Source organism: Alloiococcus sp. CFN-8, from assembly GCF_049943125.1.
GTDB lineage: Bacteria > Bacillota > Clostridia > Clostridiales > Clostridiaceae > JAEXZL01.
This window is the reverse complement of sequence record NZ_CP188040.1, coordinates 1,269,902-1,295,644: the sequence shown is the minus strand read 5'-3', so window position 1 is coordinate 1,295,644 and position 25,743 is coordinate 1,269,902. Positions and strand designations below refer to the sequence as shown.

The window sequence follows — 25,743 nt, the reverse complement described above, 5'->3', positions numbered from 1 at the left end:
GGGTTCAGGAGAAAAAGTATGATACAGGATGAGAGGATTAAAAGCCTAAATAATAAGGAGTTAAACCAGGAAGGACTATATGTTTTATATTGGATGGAGAGCTCTCAAAGAGCTGAATATAATCATGCCCTGGAATATGCTCTTGATAGAGCAAATAGTCTTGGACTTCCTTTAATAGTTTATATAGGAATACATAAGAATTCTCTTCATGAAGAAGCGCAGGAAAGACATTTTGTCTTTATGCTTCAGGGACTTAAGGAGTTAGAGAAAGCTCTCCAAAAAAGAGGGCTTAAGCTTCTGGCTGTGGACATTTCTCCTGAGAAGGGAGCTATTATATTATCTAAAGAAGCTGCACTGGTGGTGGTAGATAGAGGCTATAGTACAAAACAGAGACAATGGAGAGAAGAGTCATCCTCGGAAATGGCATGCCCTTTAATACAGATAGAAACGGATGTAATAGTTCCTGTGGAAGAAGCTTCTTTTAAAGAGGAATACTCTGCTGCAACCTTTAGAAGGCGGGTGACTAAAAGGCTTTATGAATTTATATTGCCTCTAAAAGAAAGGTCTACATTATACCCTTCTATGGATATAAAGTTACCTATAGATAGTTTATCCTTAGAAAATATCTCTGAGGTTTTGAATAAGCTTTCTATAAGTAATAAGGCGAAGGCTTCTATTTATTATACTGGTGGAACAAAAAGAGCTAAAAAATTATTAAAAGAATTCATAGCTAAAAGTCTTGATAGCTATGAAGAGAGAGGAAATGATCCTTCAGAAAATTTTACATCCTTAATGGGAGCATACTTAAGATTCGGTCAGATATCTCCATTATACATATACTTTGCCTTAGATAAGGTAAGCTCTCCAGGAAAGTTGCGTTTTTTAGATGAGCTTATTATCAGAAGAGAGCTGGCTTTTAATTTTGTCTACTACAATGAGAACTATGATAGCTATAAGTCTATACCTCTTTGGGCAAGGGATACCCTAGAAAGTCATAAGGAGGATTATAGGCCTTATATTTATTCTAAGGAGGACATAGAGAAAGGTAGTACCCACGACATTTATTTTAATGCATCGGAGAGGGAGCTTATATTTACAGGTAGGACTCAAGGGTATATGAGAATGTATTGGTGTAAAAAAATCATTGAATGGAGCTTATCTCCTGAGGAAGCCTTTTACTTTGCCCTGTACTTAAATAATACTTATAGTCTAGATGGTGGCGCGCCAGCTTCTTATGCTGGTATAGCCTGGTGTTTTGGAAAGCATGATAGAGCTTGGAAGGGGAGGGAGGTCTTTGGTACTGTAAGATATATGAGTTTCCAGGGGCTTAAAAGAAAGTTCCTTATGGACAGTTATGTTAAGAAGGTTGATAGTATGGTGGAAACTGTAGAAACAAGGGGGAAAATTAAGAAAAAATAAGTAAACAACTCCCAGTGTATCTATATAGGTATAATTATGATAATTTAAGTAAAACATAAGAATGTAAGGATAATGTCCAATTATAGAGATTTTTTATCTTTTCAAATATTGATGATGTGTTAAGATAAACGAGTCGCATTTGACGGAACAAATTCAAAAGCGATACATCTTAAGCTCTTAAAGTTAACATAAATTAAATAGTTTTTAAAATAACTATTAAAAATATTAAATTTATGTTGACAATGAAAAATGAGCGTGGTAAGATAATCAAGCGGTCGAGGAAATCACCGCAATGGTCTTTGAAAATTGAACAGAGAACTAAGTTTAGAACAAACACAAACCAGCAATTTTTTTAAGTAATTTTGAGAAGTATCAAACTTTTAAATTGAGAGTTTGATCCTGGCTCAGGACGAACGCTGGCGGCGTGCCTAACACATGCAAGTCGAGCGAGGAAATTTCTTCGGAGGTTTCCTAGCGGCGGACGGGTGAGTAACACGTGGGCAACCTGCCTCGAAGAGGGGGATAGCCTCCCGAAAGGGAGATTAATACCGCATAATATCGGTTTATCGCATGATGAACTGATTAAAGGAGAAATCCGCTTCGAGATGGGCCCGCGGCGCATTAGCTAGTTGGTGAGGTAACGGCTCACCAAGGCGACGATGCGTAGCCGACCTGAGAGGGTGATCGGCCACATTGGGACTGAGACACGGCCCAGACTCCTACGGGAGGCAGCAGTGGGGAATATTGCACAATGGGGGAAACCCTGATGCAGCAACGCCGCGTGAGTGATGAAGGCCTTCGGGTTGTAAAGCTCTGTCTTCAGGGACGATAATGACGGTACCTGAGGAGGAAGCCACGGCTAACTACGTGCCAGCAGCCGCGGTAATACGTAGGTGGCGAGCGTTGTCCGGATTTACTGGGCGTAAAGGGAGTGTAGGTGGATGCTTAAGTCAGATGTGAAATACCCGGGCTCAACCTGGGAACTGCATTTGAAACTGGGCGTCTAGAGTGCAGGAGAGGAAAGTGGAATTCCTAGTGTAGCGGTGAAATGCGTAGAGATTAGGAAGAACACCAGTGGCGAAGGCGACTTTCTGGACTGTAACTGACACTGAGGCTCGAAAGCGTGGGGAGCAAACAGGATTAGATACCCTGGTAGTCCACGCCGTAAACGATGGGTACTAGGTGTAGGGGGTATCGACTCCCCCTGTGCCGCCGTTAACACAATAAGTACCCCGCCTGGGGAGTACGGTCGCAAGATTAAAACTCAAAGGAATTGACGGGGGCCCGCACAAGCAGCGGAGCATGTGGTTTAATTCGAAGCAACGCGAAGAACCTTACCTAGACTTGACATCTCCTGAATTACCCTTAATCGGGGAAGCCCTTCGGGGCAGGAAGACAGGTGGTGCATGGTTGTCGTCAGCTCGTGTCGTGAGATGTTGGGTTAAGTCCCGCAACGAGCGCAACCCTTGTTGTTAGTTGCTACCATTAAGTTGAGCACTCTAGCGAGACTGCCCGGGTTAACCGGGAGGAAGGTGGGGATGACGTCAAATCATCATGCCCCTTATGTCTAGGGCTACACACGTGCTACAATGGCGAGTACAGAGAGACGCAAGACCGCGAGGTGGAGCAAAACTCTAAAACTCGTCCCAGTTCGGATTGCAGGCTGAAACTCGCCTGCATGAAGCCGGAGTTGCTAGTAATCGCGAATCAGAATGTCGCGGTGAATACGTTCCCGGGCCTTGTACACACCGCCCGTCACACCATGAGAGTTGGCAATACCCGAAGTCCGTGAGGTAACCGCAAGGAGCCAGCGGCCGAAGGTAGGGTCAGCGATTGGGGTGAAGTCGTAACAAGGTAGCCGTAGGAGAACCTGCGGCTGGATCACCTCCTTTCTAAGGAAACTTAATCCGATATCTTTTCCCTTGGAAAAGTACGGATTCACAAAGCTGGGTTTATTCTAGTACTAAATTCTCTGTCCAATTTTGAGAGACTATGTCTTTCAACTTGTTCTTTGAAAACTGCATACAGAAACTGATGTAAGTAAAGATAACTACAATCTTTTAAAGTGCAAATTATAAATTGTTTATTCAATGTATGATTTCGCTGAGAATTAATTGTAAAACCGTAAACTAATTAAACCTTGACGTATGACTTTTAAGTCTCTACGTCAGAGCGAACAGTAAGCGAAGTAATGCGAGGAGCCGAGGAACGAAGGCACGGAGCGTACAAAACCGTACGTGAGTACCGTAGTGACGAAAGCGACGAAGCAGTACGCAGCTTAATGTGAGCGAATATGGTCAAGCTACAAAGGGCGCATGGTGAATGCCTTGGCATCAGGAGCCGATGAAGGACGTGATAAGCTGCGATAAGCTTCGGGTAGGCGCACATAGCCAGTGATCCGGAGATCTCCGAATGAGGAAACTCACATGGGTAACCCCATGTATCCATAACTGAATCCATAGGTTATGGAGGGTAAACCCAGGGAACTGAAACATCTAAGTACCTGGAGGAAGAGAAAGAAAAATCGATTTTCTTAGTAGCGGCGAGCGAAAAGGAAAGAGCCCAAACCGGAAACTTGTTTCCGGGGTTGCGGACAGAACAATAAATGCAGGAGATGACTAACCGAAGCCAGCTGGAAAGCTGGGCCACAGAAAGTAACAGCCTTGTAGGTGAAAGTCATTGATAGCCAGTTCTGATCCAGAGTACCACGAGACACGTGAAACCTTGTGGGAAGCAGGGAGGACCACCTCCCAAGGCTAAATACTACCTGATGACCGATAGTGAAGAAGTACCGTGAGGGAAAGGTGAAAAGAACCCCGGGAGGGGAGTGAAATAGAATCTGAAACCATGTGCCTACAACCGGTCAGAGCACCTTATGTGTGTGATGACGTGCTTTTTGTAGAACGAGCCTACGAGTTACGGTATGTAGCGAGGTTAAGTACTTTAGGTACGGAGCCGAAGGGAAACCGAGTCTTAATAGGGCGACTAGTTGCATGCCGTAGACCCGAAACCGGGTGACCTATCCATGGCCAGGTTGAAGCGGAAGTAAAATTCCGTGGAGGACCGAACCACGTTGGTGTTGAAAAACCATGGGATGAGCTGTGGATAGCGGAGAAATTCCAATCGAACTCGGAGATAGCTGGTTCTCCTCGAAATAGCTTTAGGGCTAGCGTCGGATATGAGTAGCGGAGGTAGAGCACTGAATGGGCTAGGGGGCGTATAGCTTACCGAACCTTATCAAACTCCGAATGCCGCATACTATGAGTCCGGCAGTCAGACAGTGACAGATAAGTGCCATTGTCAAAAGGGAAAAAGCCCAGACCGTCAGCTAAGGTCCCCAAGTATAGATTAAGTGGTAAAGGATGTGGGATTTCTAAGACAACTAGGATGTTGGCTTAGAAGCAGCCACTCATTCAAAGAGTGCGTAATAGCTCACTAGTCGAGAGATCCCGCGCCGAAGATGTCCGGGGCTAAAATCTATCACCGAAGCTACGGATTGACACAATAGTGTCAGTGGTAGGGGAGCGTCCTGTATGGGCTGAAGTCGTACCGTAAGGAGCGGTGGACTGTACAGGAGTGAGAATGTAGGCATAAGTAGCGAGAAATGGGTGAGAATCCCATTGGCCGAAAACCTAAGGTTTCCTCAGGAAGGCTCGTCCGCTGAGGGTTAGTCGGGACCTAAGCCGAGGCCGAAAGGCGTAGGTGATGGACAATCGGTTGATATTCCGATACTGCTGTTAATCGTTATTACCGATGGCGTGACGCAGGAGGATAGTGTGTGCCAGCTATTGGATGCTGGTCTAAGCACTTAGGTATACAGGATAGGCAAATCCGCCTGTATTAAGCTGAGGTGTGATGGGGAAGGCCCTACGGGGCCGAAGTACATGATTCCACGCTGCCAAGAAAAGCGTCTAGGGAGAGAGACAGTACCCGTACCGCAAACCGACACAGGTAGGTGAGGAGAGAATCCTAAGGCTGGCGGAAGAATTGCAGTTAAGGAACTCGGCAAATTGACCCCGTAACTTCGGGAGAAGGGGTGCCATGGAGACATGGCCGCAGAGAATAGGCCCAAGCAACTGTTTAGCAAAAACACAGGTCTCTGCTAAAGCGTAAGCTGATGTATAGGGGCTGACGCCTGCCCGGTGCTGGAAGGTTAAGGGGATTGCTTAGCGCAAGCGAAGGCATGAACTTAAGCCCCAGTAAACGGCGGCCGTAACTATAACGGTCCTAAGGTAGCGAAATTCCTTGTCAGGTAAGTTCTGACCCGCACGAATGGCGTAATGACTTGGGCACTGTCTCAACTGCAAATCCGGCGAAATTGTAGTGCAAGTGAAGATGCTTGCTACCCGTGGTTGGACGGAAAGACCCCGTAGAGCTTTACTGCAGCTTAGCATTGAGTTTCGGTATTGTCTGTACAGGATAGGTGGGAGACTGGGAAACAGGGTCGTCAGGCTCTGTGGAGTCAACCTTGGGATACCACCCTGACAGTACTGGAATTCTAACCGGGCACCATGAAGCTGGTGACGGGACATTGTTAGGCGGGCAGTTTGACTGGGGCGGTCGCCTCCTAAAAAGTAACGGAGGCGCTCAAAGGTTCCCTCAGAACGGTCGGAAATCGTTCGAAGAGCGCAAAGGCATAAGGGAGCCTGACTGCGACACCTACAAGTGGAGCAGGGACGAAAGTCGGACTTAGTGATCCGGTGGTACCTCGTGGGAGGGCCATCGCTCAACGGATAAAAGCTACCTCGGGGATAACAGGCTGATCTCCCCCAAGAGTCCACATCGACGGGGAGGTTTGGCACCTCGATGTCGGCTCGTCGCATCCTGGGGCTGAAGTAGGTCCCAAGGGTTGGGCTGTTCGCCCATTAAAGCGGCACGCGAGCTGGGTTCAGAACGTCGTGAGACAGTTCGGTCCCTATCCGCCACGGGCGCAGGAAATTTGAGAGGAGCTGTCCTTAGTACGAGAGGACCGGGATGGACTGACCTCTGGTGCACCAGTTGTTCCGCCAGGAGCACAGCTGGGTAGCTATGTCGGGAAGGGATAAACGCTGAAAGCATCTAAGCGTGAAGCCCACCTCAAGATTAGATTTCCCATAGCGTAAGCTAGTAAGACCCCTCGAAGAACACGAGGTTGATAGGTCGGAGGTGTAAGCACGGCAACGTGTTCAGCTGACCGATACTAATAGGTCGAGGGCTTGACCAAAATAAATGACGACTTTACAAAACATCATTCTGTATGCAGTTTTGAAAGAACAAAAATTCTTTCAAAACCAGAATATCCGGTGGCAATGCCATGAAGGTAACACCCGTTCCCATTCCGAACACGATGGTTAAGCTTCATAGGGCCGATGGTACTGCAGGGGAAGCTCTGTGGGAGAGTAGGAAGTTGCCGGGTTTTTGTGGTTCACTAGCTCAGTCGGTAGAGCACATGACTTTTAATCATGGTGTCCGGGGTTCGATTCCCCGGTGAGCCACCAAAACGCTGTATTAAGATATTAATCTTAGTACAGCGTTTTTTTATTTTAAGGAATTAAGCTATGAAGATATATACCTTTATAAAAGGTTAGTATGAGTAAATATGAAGACATATAGAAAATAAACTGCAAAAAAACTGGAGTTATATTGATTATATTATATTTAAGTATGTGATATTATAAGGGTCTGCGCTACTATAATTGAAAATTTACAATATATATTTTATTAATAATTATGCAATTATTACTGTAGGATAATGTATAAATGTGATATAATTGTATAAAAATTAATTAAGGTGTATGAAAAACAGGTTTACTGTGGATATGTTATTTTAAAAATAATATATTAAAAGGCTATGTTAAATAGGCATAGTCTTTTTGATTATAATATATGGGGAGTTTTGGAATGATTTTAATGTATAGGACAGCAGCTTTGGCTATAGATGTGGCAGCTATAGGATTATAATCTAAATAACTTATCCAGCAATAGATAATCTATAGGGGGAATGGTAAATGATTAAGCTGTATTCAGGTGGTACTTATTTGGTAAGGGGAAAGGAAATTGTCCAGCAAGAGGACGGTGAAAGAATATTTGCTCTTACGGGGAGAAAAGCTGATTTAGAAGAAGCAAGAAAAGGCACCATAACATATTCAATTCTAAAAGCACATAATACCTCCGGGAATATGAAAAATCTTAAGTTAAAATTTGACTCCTTAGCTTCACATGACATAACCTTTGTTGGAATAATACAAACTGCTAGGGCTTCAGGAATGGACAAGTTTCCTATTCCTTATGTTCTTACTAACTGCCACAATACTCTCTGTGCTGTGGGAGGTACTATCAATGAGGATGATCATGTTTTTGGCCTATCTGCTGCTAAAAAATACGGTGGAATATTTGTTCCTCCTCATATGGCTGTGATACATCAATATATGAGAGAGATGATGGCTGGCTGTGGAAGGATGATTTTAGGCTCTGACAGTCATACTCGCTATGGTGCTTTGGGTACAATGGCTATTGGTGAAGGTGGTGGAGAGCTAGTAAAGCAGATTCTTTCTAATACCTACGATGTTGCCTATCCAGGAGTAGTAGCAATTTATTTAGATGGAAAGCCAAGGACAGGGGTAGGACCTCAGGATATTGCCCTAGCTATAATAGGGGCAGTATTTAAAAATGGCTATGTAAAGAATAAGGTCATGGAGTTTGTTGGACCAGGAGTATCTTCCATGACCACTGATTTTCGTAATGGCATTGATGTAATGACCACAGAAACTACCTGTCTATCTTCTATATGGAGAACCGATGAGGATACTAAGGAATATCTCACTATCCATGGTAGGGGAGAGGACTATAAAGAGTTAAATCCCTCAGAGATAGCTTATTATGATGGTTTGCTCTATGTAGACCTATCTACTATAAAACCAATGATTGCTTTGCCTTTCCACCCAAGCAATGTCTATGAAATTGATGAGTTGAATTCAAATCTTGAGGATATACTCCGTAAGGTAGAGCTTGAGGCCTCAAGGATAATAGATAATCCTAATATTGATTTTAATCTAACCAATAAAATAATAAATGGCAAGCTCCAGGTAGAGCAGGGGGTTATAGCAGGCTGTGCCGGAGGAGGCTATTCAAATATTATGGAAGCAGCACATATTTTAAAGGGTAAATCCTGCGGTAATGATCAATTTTCTTTATCTGTATATCCTTCTTCTCAGCCAGTGTATGCAGATTTAATAAAGAAAGGTGCTATTTCTGAGCTGATGGCAGCAGGAGCTATCATAAGAAGCGCTTTCTGTGGGCCATGCTTTGGGGCTGGCGATACTCCATCTAATAATGCTTTGAGTATTCGCCATACCACTAGAAACTTCCCTAATCGTGAAGGTTCAAAGCCAGGAAATAATCAGATTTCAGCCGTTGCCCTCATGGATGCAAGGTCAATTGCAGCTACAGCAGCTGCGGGTGGCAAGCTAACACCAGCAACGGAGCTAAGTTATGATTATCAAGTGCCTGATTATGACTTTGATAAAACTTCATACACCAATAGAGTTTTCCAAGGCTATGGTACTGGAGAAAGTAAAATAGAGCTGGTATATGGACCTAATATAAAGGACTGGCCAGAGATGAGCCCCTTGAGCAATAATATACTTCTAAAGGTATGCTCTAAGATTATGGATCCAGTAACAACTACTGATGAGTTGATACCCTCTGGTGAAACCTCTTCATATCGTTCTAATCCATTAGGACTAGCAGAGTTTACTTTGTCTCGAAGAGATCCTGAATATGTGGGAAGGACAAAAGCGGTAGCAAAAATAGAAAAAGCAAGGGTTTCCGGTGAATACCATAAGAATGTTGAACCTGAACTTAAAGATATATATGAAATGATTTCGTCAATACCAGGAAGCGAAAATATAAATTCCATGGACATAGAAATAGGGAGTGTAATTTATGCAGTGAAGCCTGGAGATGGCTCTGCCCGTGAACAGGCCGCTAGCTGTCAGAGGGTTATTGGAGGACTAGCTAATATTACAAAGGAATATGCAACGAAAAGATACCGTTCTAATGTTATTAACTGGGGAATGCTACCATTTTTACTTGGTGAAGAACCTGAGTTTAATGTAGGGGATTATATATATGTTCCTGATATATTAGCAGCATTAGAAGGGGATATGAGTAATATTCCTGCTTATGTAATCAGCGATGGTGTAAAAGAAATAAAGCTTCACATTAGCCCTATGACAGAGGATGAGAAAAAGATTGTAAAGGCTGGATGTTTAATAAATTTCAATAGAAGAAGCTAGTACTATATAGCAAGTAATTTACCTGCTTGAAAGCACTTTTGGATTATCTTACAATAAAAGAAACGTAAATATGAAAGTTCAGATGTTCTTTCCTATTTACGTTTTCTTTTTTTGCTATTGGACAAAATAAGAATGATTTACATAAATAAAAACTCATAATATGTAGAATTATATATTTTATTTTACAAAAAATAATAATATTATAAGATAGTGATTGGTAAAAGATATTAATATATATTTTTACTATAAGATAAGAAATCATATTTAGAGGAGACTAACAAAATGAATAGCAATTTAACGACAGCTGAAAAAAGTTTAAGACTTCATGGAGAATGGAAGGGTAAAATAGAAGTGATATCAAGAGTTCCTGCAGCTTCAAAGGAGGATTTGGCTATAGCATATACTCCAGGAGTTGCAGAGCCTTGTTTAGAAATTCAGAAGGATATAAATAAATCCTATGAGCTTACTAGAAGATGGAATACCTGTCTAGTGGTAACCGATGGAACTGCAGTTTTAGGTCTTGGGGATATAGGTCCTGAGGCGGGAATGCCTGTGATGGAGGGGAAGTGTGTTCTTTTTAAGACCTATGGTGATGTAGATGCCTTCCCTTTATGTATAAAAAGTAAGGATGTGGATGAGATAGTGAATACTATTCATCTTATTTCTGGAAGCTTTGGAGGAATTAATTTAGAGGATATTTCTGCACCAAGATGCTTTGAAATAGAAAAGAAGCTTAAGGAAAAATGTGATATTCCTATATTCCATGATGACCAGCATGGTACAGCGATAGTTGTAGCTGCGGGATTAATAAATGCTTTAAAGGTAGTAAAAAAGAAATTAGAAGAGATTACTGTAGTCATTAATGGGGCTGGTTCTGCAGGTATTGCAATAGCTAAAATGCTTATGAGCCTTAAGGTAAAGGATATTATTCTTTGCGATAGACAAGGAATACTTACAGAGGATAATACTGAAGGTAACCTTTATCATAAAAATATGGCCTCAATAACCAATAATGGTGGAAGAAAGGGCTCTCTCAAGGATGCTCTTGTGGATGCTGATGTATTTATAGGAGTAAGCGCTCCAGGACTAGTAACCTCTGAGATGGTTAAGACCATGGCAGAGGATGCTATAATTTTTGCCTGTGCAAATCCAACCCCAGAAATATTCCCAGAGGATGCTAAGGCTGGTGGAGCTAAGGTTATTGCCACCGGAAGAAGTGACTTTTCCAATCAGATAAACAATGTACTGGTTTTCCCAGGAATGTTTAGAGGAGCCTTTGACGTTAGGGCTTCTGATATAAATGATGAAATGAAAATTGCTGCAGCTAATGCCATAGCAAATATAATTACTGAGGAAGAATTAACAGCAGACTACATTATACCAGCAGCCTTTGATCCTAGAGTCTCCAGATCCGTTTCTGAGGCGGTAGCAGAAGCAGCCCGTAGAACTGGAGTAGCTAGAATATAGTTTTCCATAACTGAACTATTATATAACTCATGATATTTACTTTAGTAATTCCTATGATTGAAAATATACAAGCTAAATGTCCTTCGTATGACCAGTATAGTTTGCCATGAGCACACGACGTTTTTTTTCATCTAAATACCAGCTGTGGATACCCGTGTCGCCAGTTCCGAAAATGATGTTGCTGTCTATAGGTAGGCGGAGAAAGGCCTGATAGAGTTGATTAATCATACCACCGTGAGAGACAATTGCCACTGTAGCGTTAGGAGGGGTATCTGAGATAATCTTGGATAGAATATAATCTGCCCGAAATCTGAACTCTAGGATGGACTCCTGCTCATATACAGCAGCGTGGATAGGGAGATTTTCAACAAACGGATATTTCTCATGGGCAACTGTTCTTTCTAAGCCAGCGATGAGGCCGTTATTAAACTCCATAAGCTTATCATCAGGAATGAGAGGAATGTCTGTAGCTTCTGACAAATGAGCTGCAGTTTGATGAGCTCTTTTCAGGGTACTGCAATAAATAGCAGATATGTTGTAATTGTTCTTTACAAATAGAGCCATGGCTTTAGCCTGCTTGTGACCGCGTTCTGTCAGGGAAAAGTCTGCTCGTCCTTCATGTACATCCATTAAATCAGCTTCTGATTCTCCATGGCGAATAACCAATAATCTCATAGTTTTTGTGCACCTCCACATAGTTAATAAGCAGCAGCCATTATATAAATAGTAAGATGGCTGCTGCTTCAATTTATTTACAATTATACCCCGTGATTTATTGAGCTTCAAGATATATTTGTATTAAGAATAATTCTGAAAGTTAAGAAAATATTTCCTATGAGCTATTTTTTAATTGTCACCTTTGATATAATTATAACAGAGTGTTAATAAATATTAACTTTTGTATGAAGGGAGAAGACCATGAAGGTATTCGAAATTATTGAATTGCTTCAAGGAGAGCTTATAACGGGAGAAGAGCTATTAGATACGGAGATCACCTCTGCTTGCGGCAGTGATATGATGAGTGATGTCTTATCTTATGTGAAGAACCAAGGCTTGCTTTTAACTGGTCTTACAAATCCACAGAGCGTAAGGACGGCAGAGATGATGGATATGCACTGTGTGGTATTTGTTAGAGGGAAGAAGCCCGATCAAGAGACTGTTCGCCTAGCTAAGGACAGGGATATTATATTAATTGCTACCTCAATGCCAATGTTTCAGGCCTGCGGATTACTGTATAAAAATGGAGTGGATGAGGGTCTCAGCAAGTAATGAATGAAGGAATAAAGCTTCATTATGGGGTAGATGGGAATGATTTTGCCTCAGCAGGAGAAGCCTCCAGTGACACCAAAAGAATATTAAAGAAATTAGGTGTTTCCAAAGAAGTGATAAGGAAGGTTTCAATTGCTATGTATGAAGGTGAAATCAATATGGTCATTCATGCTGGTGGAGGGGTAGCAGACGTTGATATTACACCAGAGAGAATTGACATTATACTTTCAGATAAAGGGCCAGGAATAGCAGATGTTGAGCTAGCCATGCAGGAGGGGTATTCTACCGCTCCTGATAACATTAGAAACATAGGCTTTGGTGCTGGCATAGGTCTTCCAAATATGAAAAAATACTCAGACTCCATGGAAATCGTTACTGAGGTAGGGGCAGGGACTACCATATACATGTCAGTATTTATAGTATAGTTGTAGGAGGAGATATGGAGAATAGGACTAAGTTTTCTCATTCAGTAATTTTAGATTATGAAAAATGTAGAGGCTGCACTACTTGTATAAGAAGATGTCCTACAGAAGCTATAAGAGTTAGAAGTGGAAAGGCGGTTATAACCACAGAGCGTTGTATAGATTGTGGTGAATGTATAAGAGTATGCCCTTATAAAGCAAAGAAGGCTGTATATGATAATTTCGATGAATGCATTAAAAGCTTTAAATGGTCAGTTGCACTGCCTGCACCAGCTTTATATGGGCAATTTTCTCATTTAGAAGATATAGATTATATTCTTACAGGTCTGATTAATATGGGCTTTAATCAGGTCTTTGAGGTATCTAAGGCTGCAGAAGTTATTTCCGATTATACGAGACATCTCATGAAGGAGGGACTTATTACTACGCCTGTAATCAGTTCTGCCTGTCCAGCAGTAGTTAGATTAGTAAGAACTAAATTCCCAGACCTATGTGATAACCTTTTGCCTGTGGTTGCTCCGTTTAATCTAGCAGCAGCAATGGCTAGAGAGGAGGCTATAAGGAAAACTGGTTTAGAGCCTCATGAGATAGGTGTATTTTTTATTTCACCCTGTGCTGCTAAGGTAACGGAGGGGAAAACCCCCTTGGCTTTAGATTCATCAGGGGTAGACGGAATATTTTCAATTAATGATTTATATCCAAGGCTTTTAAAAGAAATGAATAAGATAGATACTCCCATGCAGCTTGCCTCTAGTGGAATTGTTGGCCTGAGCTGGCCTTTAAGTGGAGGTGAGTCCAGCGGACTTTTAAGGGATAGGTATCTCGCTGCTGATGGAATAGAAAATGTTATCAAGGTTCTTGAAGAAATAGAAAAAGAAAAGCTTAAGTCAATGGAGTTTATAGAATTAAATGCCTGCACTGGAGGCTGTGTAGGTGGTGTTTTAACGGTGGAAAACCCTTTTGTTGCTAAAGTAAAGATAAAAAAGTTAAGGAAGTACCTCCCTGTTAGCAAAAATAAGCTGCAGGAGGATTTTCATATGGATAGTATGTTGTGGCAGGAGAGGATAACCTACGAGCCGGTAATGGAGCTGGATAGTGATATTTCAGTAGCTATGAAAAAGATGAAGGAAATGGATAAAATAGAGCTTTCCTTTCCTGGGCTTGACTGTGGTGCTTGTGGTGCACCTACCTGCAGGGCTCTTGCTGAAGATATAGTAAGCGGTAGTGCTAATATTACTGATTGTTTATTTGTAATCAGGGATAGGCTCAGTGAGATGTATGAAAAGACCTTAAAGAATGCAAAGAAGCAGGAGGAATAGCATGAGGGTGGAAGAATTATCAGAAAAGTTAAATTATGAAATAGTTACAGCTGGAGATATGCACAAGGAAATAACAGGATGCTACATAGGTGATCTTCTGAGCTGGGTTATGGGACACGCATCTCCGGGAAACCTATGGATAACCATAATGAGTAATATTAATGTAGTAGCTGTTGCTGTACTTACAGAAGTAGCCTGTATTGTACTTGCAGAAAATGTTGCCTTAGATGAGCTAGCCTTAAAGAAAGCCTTAGATCAGGGAGTCTGTATCCTTAGAACAAAGGAGTCTGCTTATGAAGCAGCTATTAACATAAATAACTGCCTGTCCTCAAAGCTATGAAGCTTTATTATGACTTTCATATCCATTCCTGTCTCTCTCCCTGTGGGGATATGGATATGACACCTAATAATATAGTAAATATGTCTATATTAAAAGGTTTAGATATAATTGCAGTAACAGACCATAATACCTGTGGCAATTGCAGGGCTATCATGGAGGTAGGGGAGAGAAATGGACTTATAGTTATCCCTGGCATGGAGCTTAATACTAGAGAAGATGTCCATGTATTATGCTTATTTAATGATATAGAAAAAGCAGAGGAGTTTTCTTGCTACATTTATAACAATATGCAGGATATTATTAACAAAAAAGAAGTGTTTGGGGAGCAAATCTATATGAATTCGCAGGATGAGGCAGTAGGGATAGAAGAAAAGCTTCTTATCACTGCTTCTAATATCGGTATATATGAGACTATTTCTTTATGTAGGGAATATAATGGTATAGTGATACCAGCGCACATAGATAAAAGCTCCTATTCTATTCTTTCTGTACTAGGATTTATAACTGAAGATATGAATTTCTCTGTTTATGAGCTTTCTCCTAGAGCTGTAGAGGATGATATACTAAGGAAACAGAAGCTATTAAAGGATAAGCTTATAATAAGGAATTCTGATGCCCATTATTTATGGGATATAGCAGAAAGAGAGCATTTTATTGAGGTGTCTTCTAGCAGTATCAAAAAGGTGCTAGAGTATATTAGCGGAATAGATGATTAAATATTTAAAAAATTTTATTAATATATGTGTTTTTTTTAACAAGCTCTGCTATAATAAAATTAATTTTAATTTTATTTCTATTTTAACTTAGTTTAATAATACATCTACTAGAATAAGTGTATTTTAATTAAAAAGTTTGGAGGATAAAGTATGAGTACAGAATGTAAGTTTAATGGAACCGCCCAGCAGGAAAAGGAACTCATGGATGTGATTGCTCAATATAAAAATGAGCAGGGGGCATTGATGCCTATCATGCAGAGAGCTCAAGATATTTACGGATATCTTCCTATTGAGGTTCAAGAGGTTATCGCAGATAATCTTAATATTCCTCTTTCTCAGGTTTACGGGGTTGCAACCTTCTATTCTCAGTTTGCTCTTAAGCCAAAGGGTAAGTATAAGATAGGGGTTTGTATGGGGACAGCTTGTTATGTAAAAGGCTCTGCAAAGGTTTTAGAAAAGATTCAAGATACCTTAGGTATAGGGATGAAGGAGACTACTGAGGATGGTTTATTCTCAATTGAGGACACTAGATGCCTAGGCTGCTGTGGATTAGCACCGGTTATGATGATTAATGACGATGTATATGGAATGGTAACTCCTGAACAAGTTGGAGGTATCTTAGATAAGTACAGAAAAGAATCTCAAAAGTAAGGAGATAATACTTTGAAGGAATTATCTTTAAACATATTGGATATTTCAGAGAACTCTGTTTCTGCTAATGCTTCCTCAATTGATATTTCTATTGATGAGAAAGTGGAAGAGGATTTATTAAGGATTATCATTAAAGATAATGGCTGTGGTATGGAAGAAGAGTTTCTTAGAGAGGTGACCAATCCTTTTGTCACTACCAGGACTACAAGAAAGGTTGGTATGGGTATTCCACTCTTTAAAGAGGCAGCGGAAGCAACTGGAGGGAAATTTGAAATTCAGTCAAAAAGGAGTATAGGAACTACCGTGGAGGCAACCTTTGGTTATAGTCATATAGATAGGGTGCCTTTAGGAGATATGGGCGAGACTATAGGTACTTTGATTCAATGCCATCCAGATATTAAGCTTAATTATTCTCATAGCTATGGAGGCAGAAGTTTTTTATTTAGTACAGAGGAGTTAAGTCTTGTCCTGGAAGGAGCTCCTTTGAATAATCCTGAAATTGTACTTTGGATAAAGGAATATGTAAATGAAAAAATAAGAGATTTATATGGGGGTGTTTCATTGTGAAGTCTATAGAGGATTTAAAAGAAATACGGGAAAGAATGAAGAATACCATCAATTTAAGAGATGATAACAATAAGACTATTAGAGTTCTGGTAGGTATGGCTACCTGTGGTATTTCAGCTGGTGCAAGGCCTGTTCTAGCAGCACTTACAGAAGAAGTTGCAAAGCGTAACCTTTCTCATGTTATGGTTACTCAAACAGGTTGTGTTGGGATGTGCCGATATGAGCCAATAGTGGAAATTTACGATGGAAACGAAAAGATAACTTACGTGAAGATGACACCGGAGAAGGCAGTAAGGGTGGTCCATGAGCACCTGGTAAATAACAGAGTAGTAGCGGAATATACCATTGGTTCTGCAGAATAAGAAAGAGAGGTAGCTTAATATGATAAGATCTCATGTGCTGGTGTGCGGAGGTACTGGATGTACATCCTCAAACTCCCGAAGTATCCTTGAAGAGCTGGAGAAACAGATCAAGGCTAAGGGCTTAGAGGAAGAAGTAAAAATAGTTATGACAGGATGCTTCGGTCTTTGTGCTAAGGGGCCAATAATGATAGTTTATCCTGAAGGAGCCTTTTATTCTCATATAAAGGTTGAGGATATTGAGGAAATTGTTGATGAGCACATCATAAAGGGTAGAGTTGTTAAGAAGCTTTTATATCAGGAAACAGTTAACGAGGATAATACCATAAAGAGCCTTGCTCATACAGATTTCTATGCAAAGCAAAACCGTGTTGCTCTTAGAAACTGTGGTAATATCAACCCTGAATCAATTGATGAATATATAGCCACAGATGGATATATGGCTCTAGCTAAGGTTCTTACAGAAATGACACCTCAAGAGGTAATTCAGGTTATGCTTGATTCTGGACTTAGAGGTAGAGGAGGAGTAGGCTTCCCAACAGGAAGAAAGTGGGCCTTTGCTGCAGCCTCTGAGGCTGATCAGAAATATGTATGCTGTAATGCCGATGAAGGTGACCCTGGTGCCTTTATGGACCGTTCTGTATTAGAAGGTGACCCTCATGCAGTTTTAGAAGCCATGGCAATAGCCGGCTATGCCATAGGATCTACTCAAGGATATATTTATGTTAGAGCGGAATATCCTATAGCTGTTCAGAGATTAAAGGCGGCGATTAATCATGCAAGAGAATATGGCCTATTAGGAGATAATATATTAGGTACAGGCTTTAAATTTAATGTAGATGTTCGTCTGGGTTCAGGAGCCTTTGTATGTGGAGAGGAAACTGCTCTCATGACCTCCATAGAAGGTAACAGAGGAGAACCAAGACCAAGACCACCATTCCCAGCAGTTAAAGGACTATTTGGTAAGCCTACTATACTGAATAATGTTGAGACTTACGCCAATGTTCCAAGAATAATTCTCAATGGACCAGAATGGTTTGCTTCCATGGGTACTGAAAAATCCAAGGGAACAAAGGTGTTTGCTTTAGGCGGCAAGATAGTTAACACAGGACTTGTGGAAATACCAATGGGAACAACCTTAAGAGAGGTTATATATGACATAGGAGGAGGAATACCAGGAGGCAAGAAGTTTAAGGCAGCTCAAACTGGTGGACCTTCCGGTGGATGTATACCTGCATCTCTTATAGATACACCCATGGATTATGAATCCTTGATATCAATAGGGTCTATGATGGGTTCAGGTGGACTTATCGTTATGGATGAAGACAACTGTATGGTAGATATAGCTAAGTTTTTCTTGGGCTTTACCGTTGATGAAAGCTGCGGTAAGTGTACTCCTTGTCGTTTGGGTACCAAAAAAATCCTTGAAATTTTAGATAAAATTACTGATGGTAGGGGAACCCTTGAGGATTTAGATAAGCTGGAAGAGCTCTGCTACTATGTTAAGAATAATTCACTCTGTGGACTTGGCCAGACAGCTCCAAACCCAGTTCTTTCTACCCTAAGATATTTCAGGGATGAATATGAAGCTCATGTAATTGATAAGACATGTCCTGCTGGAGTATGTAAGAAGCTCTTAAGCTTTGAAATAGAGGCTGATAAATGTAGAGGTTGTACACTTTGTGCTAGAAAATGTCCTGTGGGAGCTATCAGCGGTAGCGTAAAGAACCCTCATGTTATAGATAAGGATAAATGCATTAAGTGCGGAGTATGTATGGATAGCTGTAAGTTTAATGCTGTTGTAAAAAGGTAGGAGGGAGGAGATACTATGAAGATGATTAATTTAAAGGTAAATGGTATAGCAGTGCAAGTACCTGAAGGCACTACAATACTTGAGGCAGCAAAGGCAGCTAAGGTTGAAATCCCTTCCCTGTGCTATCTTAAAGATGTTAACAAGATAGGTGCCTGCAGAATTTGTATGGTTGAGATAAAAGGAAGAAGAGGTGTGGTTGCCTCCTGTGTATATCCTGTTGAAGAGGGAATAGAGGTACTAACCAACACCCCAGCTATAAGAGCTTCTAGAAAGATGACCCTGGAGCTTATTGTAGCAAATCACGATAAAACCTGTCTCTCCTGTGTGAGAAGCAATAGCTGCGAGCTACAGAGGCTTTGTAATGAATATGGGGTTGAAGAAGACAAGTTTGAGCCTACAGTAAATGATTATAAGATAGATACAACCTCAGCTTATATAGTGAGAGATAACAATAAATGTATACTCTGCAGGCGCTGCATTGCAGCCTGTGGCGATACTCAAGGTATAGGAGTTATTGGTGCTATAGGAAGAGGACAGAAGACTCACATAGGCTGTGCCTTTGAAAAAGGAATGGGAGAGGTAGCTTGCGTTGGCTGTGGTCAGTGTATAGTAGCTTGCCCAGTTGGTGCTCTTAAAGAAAGAACTCATGAAGAGGATGTATGGGATGCTATAGCAGATCCTGATAAGAAGGTATTGGTATTTACAGCACCTTCTATAAAGGCTACCTTAGGTGAAGCCTTTGACCTTCCTGTTGGAACAAATGTAGAGGGGAAAATGGTTGCAGCTATAAGAAGGCTTGGTGTAGATCAGGTGTTTGACATGGATTTCACTGCTGACCTTACTATCATGGAGGAAGCTCATGAATTTTTAGATAGGGTTAAAAATGGTGGAAAGCTCCCACTTATAACCTCTTGTAGTCCAGGCTGGGTTAAGTTCTGTGAGCACTACTATCCTGAATTCTTAAGTAATCTATCCACCTGTAAGTCACCTCAGCAGATGTTTGGTGCAATTCTCAAGACCTACTATGCTGAAAAGAATGGCTTAGATCCAAATAATATCTTTGTTGTCAGTGTAATTCCATGTACCGCTAAAAAGTTTGAGGTAACAAGGGATGAGCAGAAGAGAGAAAGCATGCAGGATGTAGATGTTGCTCTTACTACCAGAGAGCTAGCCAGGATGATTAAGAGGGCAGCAATCAAATTCAATGAATTACCTGATGAAGCTTATGATCTTCCTTTTGAGGTTGGTTCAGGGGCAGGGGCTATCTTCGGTGCTACCGGCGGTGTTATGGAAGCAGCCTTAAGAACTGCAAGCCACTGGCTAGATGGAGATTTTGAAAAGCTAGAGTTTAATGAGGTTAGAGGTACTGAAGGAATCAAGGAAGCTACCTACAATGTAGCTGGTATAGAGGTTAAGGTAGCAGTTACCTCAGGTCTTGCCAATGCTAGAAAGGTACTGGACAGCGTTAAGAGCGGAGAAAAGGAATATCATATTATAGAGATAATGGCGTGTCCTGGAGGCTGCGTAAATGGTGGTGGTCAGCCAACTCTTTCTGACAGCATTAGGAATAATGTAGATGTAAGATCCTTACGAGCCAGCGCTCTTTATGATATTGATGAGAACAGAGCTGTTAGAATGTCTCATGAAAATCCTGCTATTAAGACTATTTATGATGAATTCCTGGGAGAGGTTGGAGGACATAAGTCTCATGAGCTTCTTCATACAACTTATGTAGAGAGAGAAAAATTTTAATAAAGCAATATATTAGACTAAGACCTTATAAAGGGTGTATTGGAGAGAGGAATATGAAGGAATACTGTAAAAGCGATATTCCTGCAAGTGTTATTAAGAGGCTACCTAAATATCGAAGGCATTTAAAAAACTTTTTAGGAGAGGTTGATAAAATTTCCTCCAGTGAGCTTAGTAAATGCACTGGCTTCAGCTCATCTCAAATCAGGCAGGATTTAAGCCGATTTGGTAATTTCGGACATAAGGGCTATGGATATGATGTTCAGATTCTTTATGATGAAATCAGTGATATACTGGGCATAAGAACAAAATATAGCCTTATAATAATAGGAGCTGGTAATCTAGGGCAGGCACTATTTTATTACTATAACGATAGGGAAGATTATATGGATGTCGCGGGACTTTTCGATGTAAATCCTAAGATAGTTGGCCTTAAAATGAAGAATAAGGAAGTTTACGACGTTGATTATCTAGAGGAGTTCCTTAAGCAAAACTCTGTAGATATAGCAGCTCTCTGCGTACCTAAAAAAGCAGCGCCTGAGCTATATAAAACCTTATCCACATCGGATATAAAGGCCATATGGAATTTTACTCCTATAGACCTACCAGAGACCGATAAGGTCAATATAAGGAATGTTCATTTCAGCGACAGCTTATTAACTCTTGTATATCGTATAAATAATATTGAATAAAGCTTAAGCTCATAAAAAGTAAAGGCATCATAGGACAGATTCAAAAGTCCTATGATGCTTTTATTATATTCCTAAAATACTTATTCCATTTTTAATGCATTTAAAGACTCCTGGTAGTGATGGACCTCTTTCCCCATCTAAGTCTGTCAGTGGTTGAGAGGGACATTCTATGTAAACCTCAGAGCTTCTGTAATGGTAGACACCCTCCAGCTCCTCAAGGCTTCCCTCCATAATTAGCTTCAAGGCAACTTTTAATTTATTTTCTAGTATATCCTTACTGAATACAAGCACGTCCAGCAAGCCGTCTTCTTCTGAAGCTTCAGGAGCCAAGTCAACATTTGCTATGCTGCTTCCATTTAATAAAATAACTCCAAGAGAAGAACCTTGATAATTATATTCTTTGCTTTTTATATTGAATTCAAATGGTTGAATCTTGTTAATTTGAGTTATCCCAGTAACCATGTAGGCAAGCTTCCCAAGCTTAGTTTTCTTATCATCTTCTGTTGCCTCAAAGGGATTAGAAAACATACCGGTGCTGGCCATGTTCATGAAATAACTGTCGTTGGCCTTTCCTATATCCATTTTTTTAGGTGTAGTTGATAGTATCTTGGTAACGCATTCTTCAATATCCTCAGAAATATTTAAATGTCTGGCCATATCATTAGCTGTTCCTGCAGGTATTATAGCTATGGGTATATCGACTTTATTTTTTTTAAGCTCATTAACTATTGAATTTAAGGTTCCGTCTCCACCCATTATGGCAATATGGTGATATTCATTTATATCCTTCAGCTCTTCCTTTAAATCGAGACCCTCCTGAAGACGAAGGGGAGTAAGCTGAAAACCCTTCTCTTCATAAAGGGATAAAATCACATCTAGAGATGATGAGGCTTCCTCTTTCCCGGACTTTGGATTATATATGAGCTTTGCTTTTTTCATGATTATGACTCCTTTATCCAAATATATTTATTTTCAATATAGCATTTTTATGGGAAATAGAAGTGAATAGATTGTTATTTTATAGTTAAAATCTTTTATATAAAAAGTAACCAGCTTATATAAGCTGGTTTCCCAGAGCATCCGTATCCATAATTTTAAGGAATATTAGAACTCCTTCTAGAACTCCCCATACTCCTCCTACAAAGCAGGTAAGTATAGTGACAACTATCTGAAGGGTACCTATTTCTTTATATCCAAGATAAAATCTATGCACTCCTAAAAAGCCAAGAAATACTCCTAAAAGTCCTGCAATAATTCTAGATTTTTTCTTGGAAATATGATTTTCATTAGATGTTTTATTGTCCAAAGCTTTTCTCCTTTAATAATTGCTTTATAGAATTATATGAGGGAGTAATGTAGATAATACTTTTATGGCAGCAAAAAGCCTCCTTTATTAAAGAGGAGGCTTCATATACTGCTTATTCTATTTCAGGAAACATGGAGGTTACCCTCTTCAATATACCGTTGAGGTGAGCTATGGCAGTTCCGAAGTTGGTTATAGGAACTCCAGCCTCCTCAGCTTTTATCAGCCTTGACATAAGCTGCTTTCTATTGAAGGTGCAGGAGCCGCAGTGAACAATAAGCTTATAGGAGCTTAGATTCTCTGGGAAGTCCTTTCCGCTACAGACTTCAACAATTAGTCCTTCTCCTACCTTTTCCTGAAGCCAGGAGGGGAGCTTTTCCCTTGCTATATCTCCCTTTAAGGCATGATGGGTACAGGCTTCGGCTATAAGGACCTTGTCTCCAGGGCATAAGGTATCTATGGCTTCTGCCCCCTCTACAAAGGCCTTGAGGCTACCCTTGTATCTTGCCATGAGTATAGAAAAGGAGGTTAGAGGAATATCTCCTGGTACCATGGCATTGACTTTTTTGAATATCTGAGAATCAGTGATTATTAAATCTGGTTTTTCCTTTAAGCTATTTAATATATCTGGTAGCTCACTATCCTTTACCGTAAGAGCTAGGGCATCGTTATCTAAAATATCTCTTATAACCTGTACCTGAGGGAGTATAAGTCTTCCCTTAGGTGCCTGGATATCCTGAGGGGCAACGAGGATTACCTTGTCCTTTGGTTTGAGGATGTCACCTACAATTGTGGAAAGCTCAAAATCTGTAGGGGCATATTTAACTATGGCCTCCTTAAGCTGTCCAATATTGGCTTTATCTATAGCACTGAGGCTTATAGAAGGGATTCCCAGATCCTTCACTATTAACTCCTCTAAGGCACATAGATATAAAGGCGAAGCTATATCAATTTTATTTATTACCCCTATAACAGGAATCTTTCTTTCTGAAAGCTCCCTAAGCCACTCCTTTTCCATTTCATAGTCTTCTTCTCCAGCTATAAGCACCAGTATTGCCAGATCTGTCTTATCCATAACCTCATAGGTTTTACTTATTCTAAGCTCGCCTAAGGTTCCTTCATCATCTAAACCGGCGGTATCAACTATCACTACTGGACCAAGAGGTAAGAGCTCCATGGCTTTTTCTACAGGGTCTGTAGTAGTGCCTGGCACAGCAGAAACTAGAGAAAGCTTTTGATTGGTTAGGGCATTAACCAGGGTGGATTTACCTGCGTTTCTCCTTCCAAACACTGAAATGTGAAGTCTGTTTCCTTTTGGGGTACTTATCATCTATAAAACCTCCTTGGTTTAAAATCTTAAATCTCTTTCTCCATTTTTTATCCTCTGGAGCTTTTCTTCACAGGCTACTCTAGCAGCCTCCTTGGGTATTTCCTTAAGTTCCTTAGCTATTACTTCTTCTCCTATGGCCTTAGTTTCTTCATCAGCGTAGTCCTCAAGATATTCCTTTAAGGTCAGGAGTGCATTAGGCTGACATACATTGTGTATCTGTCCGTTTTTTGCTAGGCGCATAAATCTTTCTCCAGTTCTCCCTTCTCTGTAGCAGGCGGTGCAATAGCTGGGGATATAGCCTGATTTGCATAAGCTTCTTATAATCTCCATGGGAGAACGGTGGTCACCTACTTCAAATTGAGGCTTTTCCTTAGGATCCTTTGTAACAGTAAGGGAGTAGCCTCCTACTCCGGTACAGGAGCCAGCACTCACCTGAGATACTCCTACAGCTAAAACCTCATCTCTTAAGGAAGTTTCCTCTCTTGTGGAAAGAATTATACCTGTGTATGGCACTGCTAATCTTAAAATAGCCACAAGCTTTTTAAAGCTTTTATCATCTACTAAATAAGGATAGTTTTCAGGACTTACGTTTTCTGCAGGCTTTAGTCTAGGAACGGAGAGGGTGTGTGGTCCAACTCCTGTTTCCTTATCTAAATGCTCTCCATGCATCAAGAGAGCAATGGTTTCATATTTATAGTCATATAATCCATAGAGTACCCCCATACCTACATCATCTATACCTGCTGCCCTTGCCCTATCCATTGCTGTGGTATGATAATTGTAATTATGCTTAGGTCCCTGAGGATGAAGCTTCTCATAGGTTTCTTTGTGATAGGTTTCCTGGAATAAAATATAGGTACCTATCCCTGCGTCATTAAGTCTTTTATAGTTCTCCACAGAGGTAGCTGCTATGTTTACATTTATTCTTCTTATACTTCCATTATCAAATTTTAAAGAGTAGATGGTTTTTATAGATTCTAAGACATAATCTAAAGGAGCGTTGATATCATCCTCACCCAGCTCTAGGGCAAGTCTCTTATGGCCCATGCTTTCTAAAACTCTGATTTCTTCTTTAATTTGCTCTTGAGTGAGCTTCTTTCTTGGTAGCTCTTTGTTACTATGCTTGTACCCACAGTATTCACAGTTATTAACACAGTAGTTACTTACATAAAGAGGAGCGAAAATAACTATTCTATTGCCATAAATTTTTTTCTTTATCTCACCAGCAGCCTTATACATTTTTTCTAAAATCCTTGGATCCTCAACATATAGTAGGGCGGAGGCCTCCTCGTGGGTTAATCCCTTTAGAGCAAGAGCCTTTTCTAAAAGTGAGCTTACATAAGCCTCATCCTTAGAAGCTTCTTGTCCAAAAGACATGGACCTTAGTATTTCTTCATGAACTATAAAATCCTCTGCTTTGAATTCCTTGTGCATAATAACACTCCTTAAATTCATTTATTTTTTTGTGATTGCAGATTTAACATTAACCCCAGAAATTTTTCCTAGTTTACCCGTAAGAGCACTGATAGCATCAGTAGTACCGTCAACGATAATGGATATAACAGATACTCCTTTTTCTTTATATGGGATACCCATTCTTCCTACTATTATCCCTGCATAGTCATGAAGGGTATCATTTACCAGTGGGGAAGAATTTATATCATCCAGTACTATAGCAACTACTCCAACTCTTGTTTCCATAATAAACCTCCTATTATAAGCTGCAAAAAATAAAAAAACCCTGCCGGAGGCAAGGGGATATAAGGCTATGGTCATCCCGTTCCTCTTACTTAGAAACAATCCTTGTAATTAGAAAAGATATAAAGGCATCGGTTATTTACGAGGTATTGATAAGCTCCTAAAAAACCGATAATAATGTTAATTTTTAAACTATGTTTTAATTGTATAGTTAACTAAGAATATCTTCAAGTATTTACATATAATTTATTTTTTAATTTAGACTATCTTTTGAAATTATAGAAAATAAAATAAGGTGAAGATAAAGGGATATGAGCTCTATATGAGTAAAATTGGATAATATATGAAATTTT

At 40.4% G+C, this 25,743-nt stretch carries 20 protein-coding genes, 1 tRNA gene and 3 rRNA genes; 18 read left to right on the top strand and 6 right to left on the bottom strand.

Translation table 11 applies throughout. The features are described 5' to 3' along the window. The first annotated feature begins 18 nt into the window (after positions 1–18). The 7 genes from ACPWSR_RS05700 (at position 19) to ACPWSR_RS05670 (ending at position 11,162) form a co-directional block, all read left to right on the top strand. Positions 19–1,419 (top strand): deoxyribodipyrimidine photo-lyase, encoded by a 1,401-nt coding sequence (locus tag ACPWSR_RS05700; protein ID WP_426350733.1) that lies wholly within the window; start codon positions 19–21, stop codon positions 1,417–1,419. 381 nt (positions 1,420–1,800) lie between these two features. After that, positions 1,801–3,311 (top strand): 16S ribosomal RNA (locus tag ACPWSR_RS05695). Between the two features lie 403 nt (positions 3,312–3,714). Continuing rightward, positions 3,715–6,622: ribosomal RNA gene (locus tag ACPWSR_RS05690) — 23S ribosomal RNA — on the top strand. Positions 6,623–6,697: 75 nt separating this feature from the next. Then, positions 6,698–6,814: ribosomal RNA gene (rrf, locus tag ACPWSR_RS05685) — 5S ribosomal RNA — on the top strand. The 16S, 23S and 5S rRNA genes sit together here with 1 tRNA gene alongside, the layout of an rRNA operon. Positions 6,815–6,820: 6 nt before the next feature. Next, positions 6,821–6,896: transfer RNA gene (locus ACPWSR_RS05680), tRNA-Lys, on the top strand. 510 nt (positions 6,897–7,406) lie between these two features. Continuing rightward, complete coding sequence (locus ACPWSR_RS05675; protein WP_426350732.1) at positions 7,407–9,695, top strand: hydratase; 2,289 nt, start codon at positions 7,407–7,409, stop codon at positions 9,693–9,695. Positions 9,696–9,977: 282 nt separating this feature from the next. Further along, positions 9,978–11,162: an NAD(P)-dependent malic enzyme gene (locus ACPWSR_RS05670; protein WP_426350731.1), complete on the top strand. Its 1,185-nt coding sequence runs from the start codon at positions 9,978–9,980 to the stop codon at positions 11,160–11,162. Positions 11,163–11,234: 72 nt separating this feature from the next. Here ACPWSR_RS05670 and ACPWSR_RS05665 read toward each other — a convergent pair whose 3' ends face one another. Next, positions 11,235–11,837 (bottom strand): histidine phosphatase family protein, encoded by a 603-nt coding sequence (locus ACPWSR_RS05665; protein WP_426350730.1) that lies wholly within the window; start codon positions 11,835–11,837, stop codon positions 11,235–11,237. A gap of 243 nt (positions 11,838–12,080) precedes the next feature. Between ACPWSR_RS05665 and ACPWSR_RS05660 the strand changes: the two genes are divergently transcribed. The 11 genes from ACPWSR_RS05660 to ACPWSR_RS05610 all read left to right on the top strand — a co-directional run bounded on the left by ACPWSR_RS05660 (position 12,081) and on the right by ACPWSR_RS05610 (position 21,059). Then, positions 12,081–12,431: a DRTGG domain-containing protein gene (locus ACPWSR_RS05660; protein WP_426350729.1), complete on the top strand. Its 351-nt coding sequence runs from the start codon at positions 12,081–12,083 to the stop codon at positions 12,429–12,431. Beyond that, on the top strand, positions 12,431–12,856 hold the full coding sequence (locus ACPWSR_RS05655; protein WP_426350728.1) for an ATP-binding protein: 426 nt from the start codon (positions 12,431–12,433) through the stop codon (positions 12,854–12,856). The genes ACPWSR_RS05660 and ACPWSR_RS05655 overlap by 1 nt, the downstream gene beginning before the upstream one ends. 14 nt (positions 12,857–12,870) lie before the next feature. After that, the gene (locus ACPWSR_RS05650; RefSeq protein WP_426350727.1) at positions 12,871–14,172 is read left to right on the top strand and encodes a [Fe-Fe] hydrogenase large subunit C-terminal domain-containing protein; all 1,302 of its coding nucleotides are present in this window, start codon (positions 12,871–12,873) and stop codon (positions 14,170–14,172) included. Position 14,173: 1 nt separating this feature from the next. Beyond that, positions 14,174–14,512 carry a DRTGG domain-containing protein gene (locus ACPWSR_RS05645; RefSeq protein ID WP_426350726.1) on the top strand — a complete coding sequence of 113 codons (339 nt, stop codon included), beginning with the start codon at positions 14,174–14,176 and terminating at the stop codon, positions 14,510–14,512. After that, the gene (locus ACPWSR_RS05640) at positions 14,509–15,228 is read left to right on the top strand and encodes a PHP domain-containing protein (protein WP_426350725.1); all 720 of its coding nucleotides are present in this window, start codon (positions 14,509–14,511) and stop codon (positions 15,226–15,228) included. Before ACPWSR_RS05645 ends, ACPWSR_RS05640 begins: the two co-directional genes overlap by 4 nt. Positions 15,229–15,378: 150 nt before the next feature. After that, on the top strand, positions 15,379–15,879 hold the full coding sequence (gene nuoE, locus ACPWSR_RS05635) for an NADH-quinone oxidoreductase subunit NuoE (protein WP_426350724.1): 501 nt from the start codon (positions 15,379–15,381) through the stop codon (positions 15,877–15,879). Positions 15,880–15,891: 12 nt separating this feature from the next. Then, complete coding sequence (locus ACPWSR_RS05630; RefSeq protein ID WP_426350723.1) at positions 15,892–16,446, top strand: ATP-binding protein; 555 nt, start codon at positions 15,892–15,894, stop codon at positions 16,444–16,446. After that, positions 16,443–16,808 (top strand): (2Fe-2S) ferredoxin domain-containing protein, encoded by a 366-nt coding sequence (locus ACPWSR_RS05625; protein WP_426350722.1) that lies wholly within the window; start codon positions 16,443–16,445, stop codon positions 16,806–16,808. Before ACPWSR_RS05630 ends, ACPWSR_RS05625 begins: the two co-directional genes overlap by 4 nt. Positions 16,809–16,827: 19 nt before the next feature. Then, on the top strand, positions 16,828–18,618 hold the full coding sequence (locus ACPWSR_RS05620; RefSeq protein WP_426350721.1) for an NADH-ubiquinone oxidoreductase-F iron-sulfur binding region domain-containing protein: 1,791 nt from the start codon (positions 16,828–16,830) through the stop codon (positions 18,616–18,618). A 15-nt stretch (positions 18,619–18,633) separates the two neighbouring features. After that, a complete protein-coding gene (locus tag ACPWSR_RS05615; RefSeq protein WP_426350720.1) occupies positions 18,634–20,370 on the top strand; it encodes an NADH-dependent [FeFe] hydrogenase, group A6 in 1,737 nt (578 codons plus the stop codon). 53 nt (positions 20,371–20,423) lie between these two features. Further along, positions 20,424–21,059 (top strand): redox-sensing transcriptional repressor Rex, encoded by a 636-nt coding sequence (locus tag ACPWSR_RS05610; protein ID WP_426350719.1) that lies wholly within the window; start codon positions 20,424–20,426, stop codon positions 21,057–21,059. A gap of 63 nt (positions 21,060–21,122) precedes the next feature. Here ACPWSR_RS05610 and ACPWSR_RS05605 read toward each other — a convergent pair whose 3' ends face one another. The 5 genes from ACPWSR_RS05605 to ACPWSR_RS05585 all read right to left on the bottom strand — a co-directional run bounded on the left by ACPWSR_RS05605 (position 21,123) and on the right by ACPWSR_RS05585 (position 25,393). Then, positions 21,123–21,998, bottom strand: a complete 876-nt coding sequence (locus ACPWSR_RS05605; RefSeq protein ID WP_426350718.1) for a YegS/Rv2252/BmrU family lipid kinase — start codon at positions 21,996–21,998, stop codon at positions 21,123–21,125. Between the two features lie 115 nt (positions 21,999–22,113). Then, positions 22,114–22,365: a TM2 domain-containing protein gene (locus ACPWSR_RS05600; protein ID WP_426350717.1), complete on the bottom strand. Its 252-nt coding sequence runs from the start codon at positions 22,363–22,365 to the stop codon at positions 22,114–22,116. 112 nt (positions 22,366–22,477) lie between these two features. Continuing rightward, a complete protein-coding gene (hydF, locus tag ACPWSR_RS05595; RefSeq protein WP_426350716.1) occupies positions 22,478–23,692 on the bottom strand; it encodes a [FeFe] hydrogenase H-cluster maturation GTPase HydF in 1,215 nt (404 codons plus the stop codon). Positions 23,693–23,710: 18 nt separating this feature from the next. Next, positions 23,711–25,126 (bottom strand): [FeFe] hydrogenase H-cluster radical SAM maturase HydG, encoded by a 1,416-nt coding sequence (gene hydG, locus ACPWSR_RS05590; protein WP_426350715.1) that lies wholly within the window; start codon positions 25,124–25,126, stop codon positions 23,711–23,713. Positions 25,127–25,147: 21 nt separating this feature from the next. Continuing rightward, positions 25,148–25,393 (bottom strand): TM1266 family iron-only hydrogenase system putative regulator, encoded by a 246-nt coding sequence (locus ACPWSR_RS05585; RefSeq protein ID WP_426350714.1) that lies wholly within the window; start codon positions 25,391–25,393, stop codon positions 25,148–25,150. Positions 25,394–25,743: the final 350 nt, after the last annotated feature.

What these genes read in the sequence shown, in the direction of transcription:
- ACPWSR_RS05645 (WP_426350726.1), top strand. Translation starts at nt 14,174, where the DNA reads ATGAGGGTGGAAGAATTATCAGAAAAGTTAAATTATGAAATAGTTACA.
- ACPWSR_RS05675 (WP_426350732.1), top strand. Translation starts at nt 7,407, where the DNA reads ATGATTAAGCTGTATTCAGGTGGTACTTATTTGGTAAGGGGAAAGGAA.
- hydF (WP_426350716.1), bottom strand. Translation starts at nt 23,692, where the DNA reads ATGATAAGTACCCCAAAAGGAAACAGACTTCACATTTCAGTGTTTGGA.
- ACPWSR_RS05650 (WP_426350727.1), top strand. Translation starts at nt 12,871, where the DNA reads ATGGAGAATAGGACTAAGTTTTCTCATTCAGTAATTTTAGATTATGAA.
- ACPWSR_RS05640 (WP_426350725.1), top strand. Translation starts at nt 14,509, where the DNA reads ATGAAGCTTTATTATGACTTTCATATCCATTCCTGTCTCTCTCCCTGT.
- ACPWSR_RS05605 (WP_426350718.1), bottom strand. Translation starts at nt 21,998, where the DNA reads ATGAAAAAAGCAAAGCTCATATATAATCCAAAGTCCGGGAAAGAGGAA.
- nuoE (WP_426350724.1), top strand. Translation starts at nt 15,379, where the DNA reads ATGAGTACAGAATGTAAGTTTAATGGAACCGCCCAGCAGGAAAAGGAA.
- ACPWSR_RS05610 (WP_426350719.1), top strand. Translation starts at nt 20,424, where the DNA reads ATGAAGGAATACTGTAAAAGCGATATTCCTGCAAGTGTTATTAAGAGG.
- ACPWSR_RS05665 (WP_426350730.1), bottom strand. Translation starts at nt 11,837, where the DNA reads ATGAGATTATTGGTTATTCGCCATGGAGAATCAGAAGCTGATTTAATG.
- hydG (WP_426350715.1), bottom strand. Translation starts at nt 25,126, where the DNA reads ATGCACAAGGAATTCAAAGCAGAGGATTTTATAGTTCATGAAGAAATA.
- ACPWSR_RS05655 (WP_426350728.1), top strand. Translation starts at nt 12,431, where the DNA reads ATGAATGAAGGAATAAAGCTTCATTATGGGGTAGATGGGAATGATTTT.
- ACPWSR_RS05585 (WP_426350714.1), bottom strand. Translation starts at nt 25,393, where the DNA reads ATGGAAACAAGAGTTGGAGTAGTTGCTATAGTACTGGATGATATAAAT.
- ACPWSR_RS05615 (WP_426350720.1), top strand. Translation starts at nt 18,634, where the DNA reads ATGAAGATGATTAATTTAAAGGTAAATGGTATAGCAGTGCAAGTACCT.
- ACPWSR_RS05660 (WP_426350729.1), top strand. Translation starts at nt 12,081, where the DNA reads ATGAAGGTATTCGAAATTATTGAATTGCTTCAAGGAGAGCTTATAACG.
- ACPWSR_RS05670 (WP_426350731.1), top strand. Translation starts at nt 9,978, where the DNA reads ATGAATAGCAATTTAACGACAGCTGAAAAAAGTTTAAGACTTCATGGA.
- ACPWSR_RS05700 (WP_426350733.1), top strand. Translation starts at nt 19, where the DNA reads ATGATACAGGATGAGAGGATTAAAAGCCTAAATAATAAGGAGTTAAAC.
- ACPWSR_RS05620 (WP_426350721.1), top strand. Translation starts at nt 16,828, where the DNA reads ATGATAAGATCTCATGTGCTGGTGTGCGGAGGTACTGGATGTACATCC.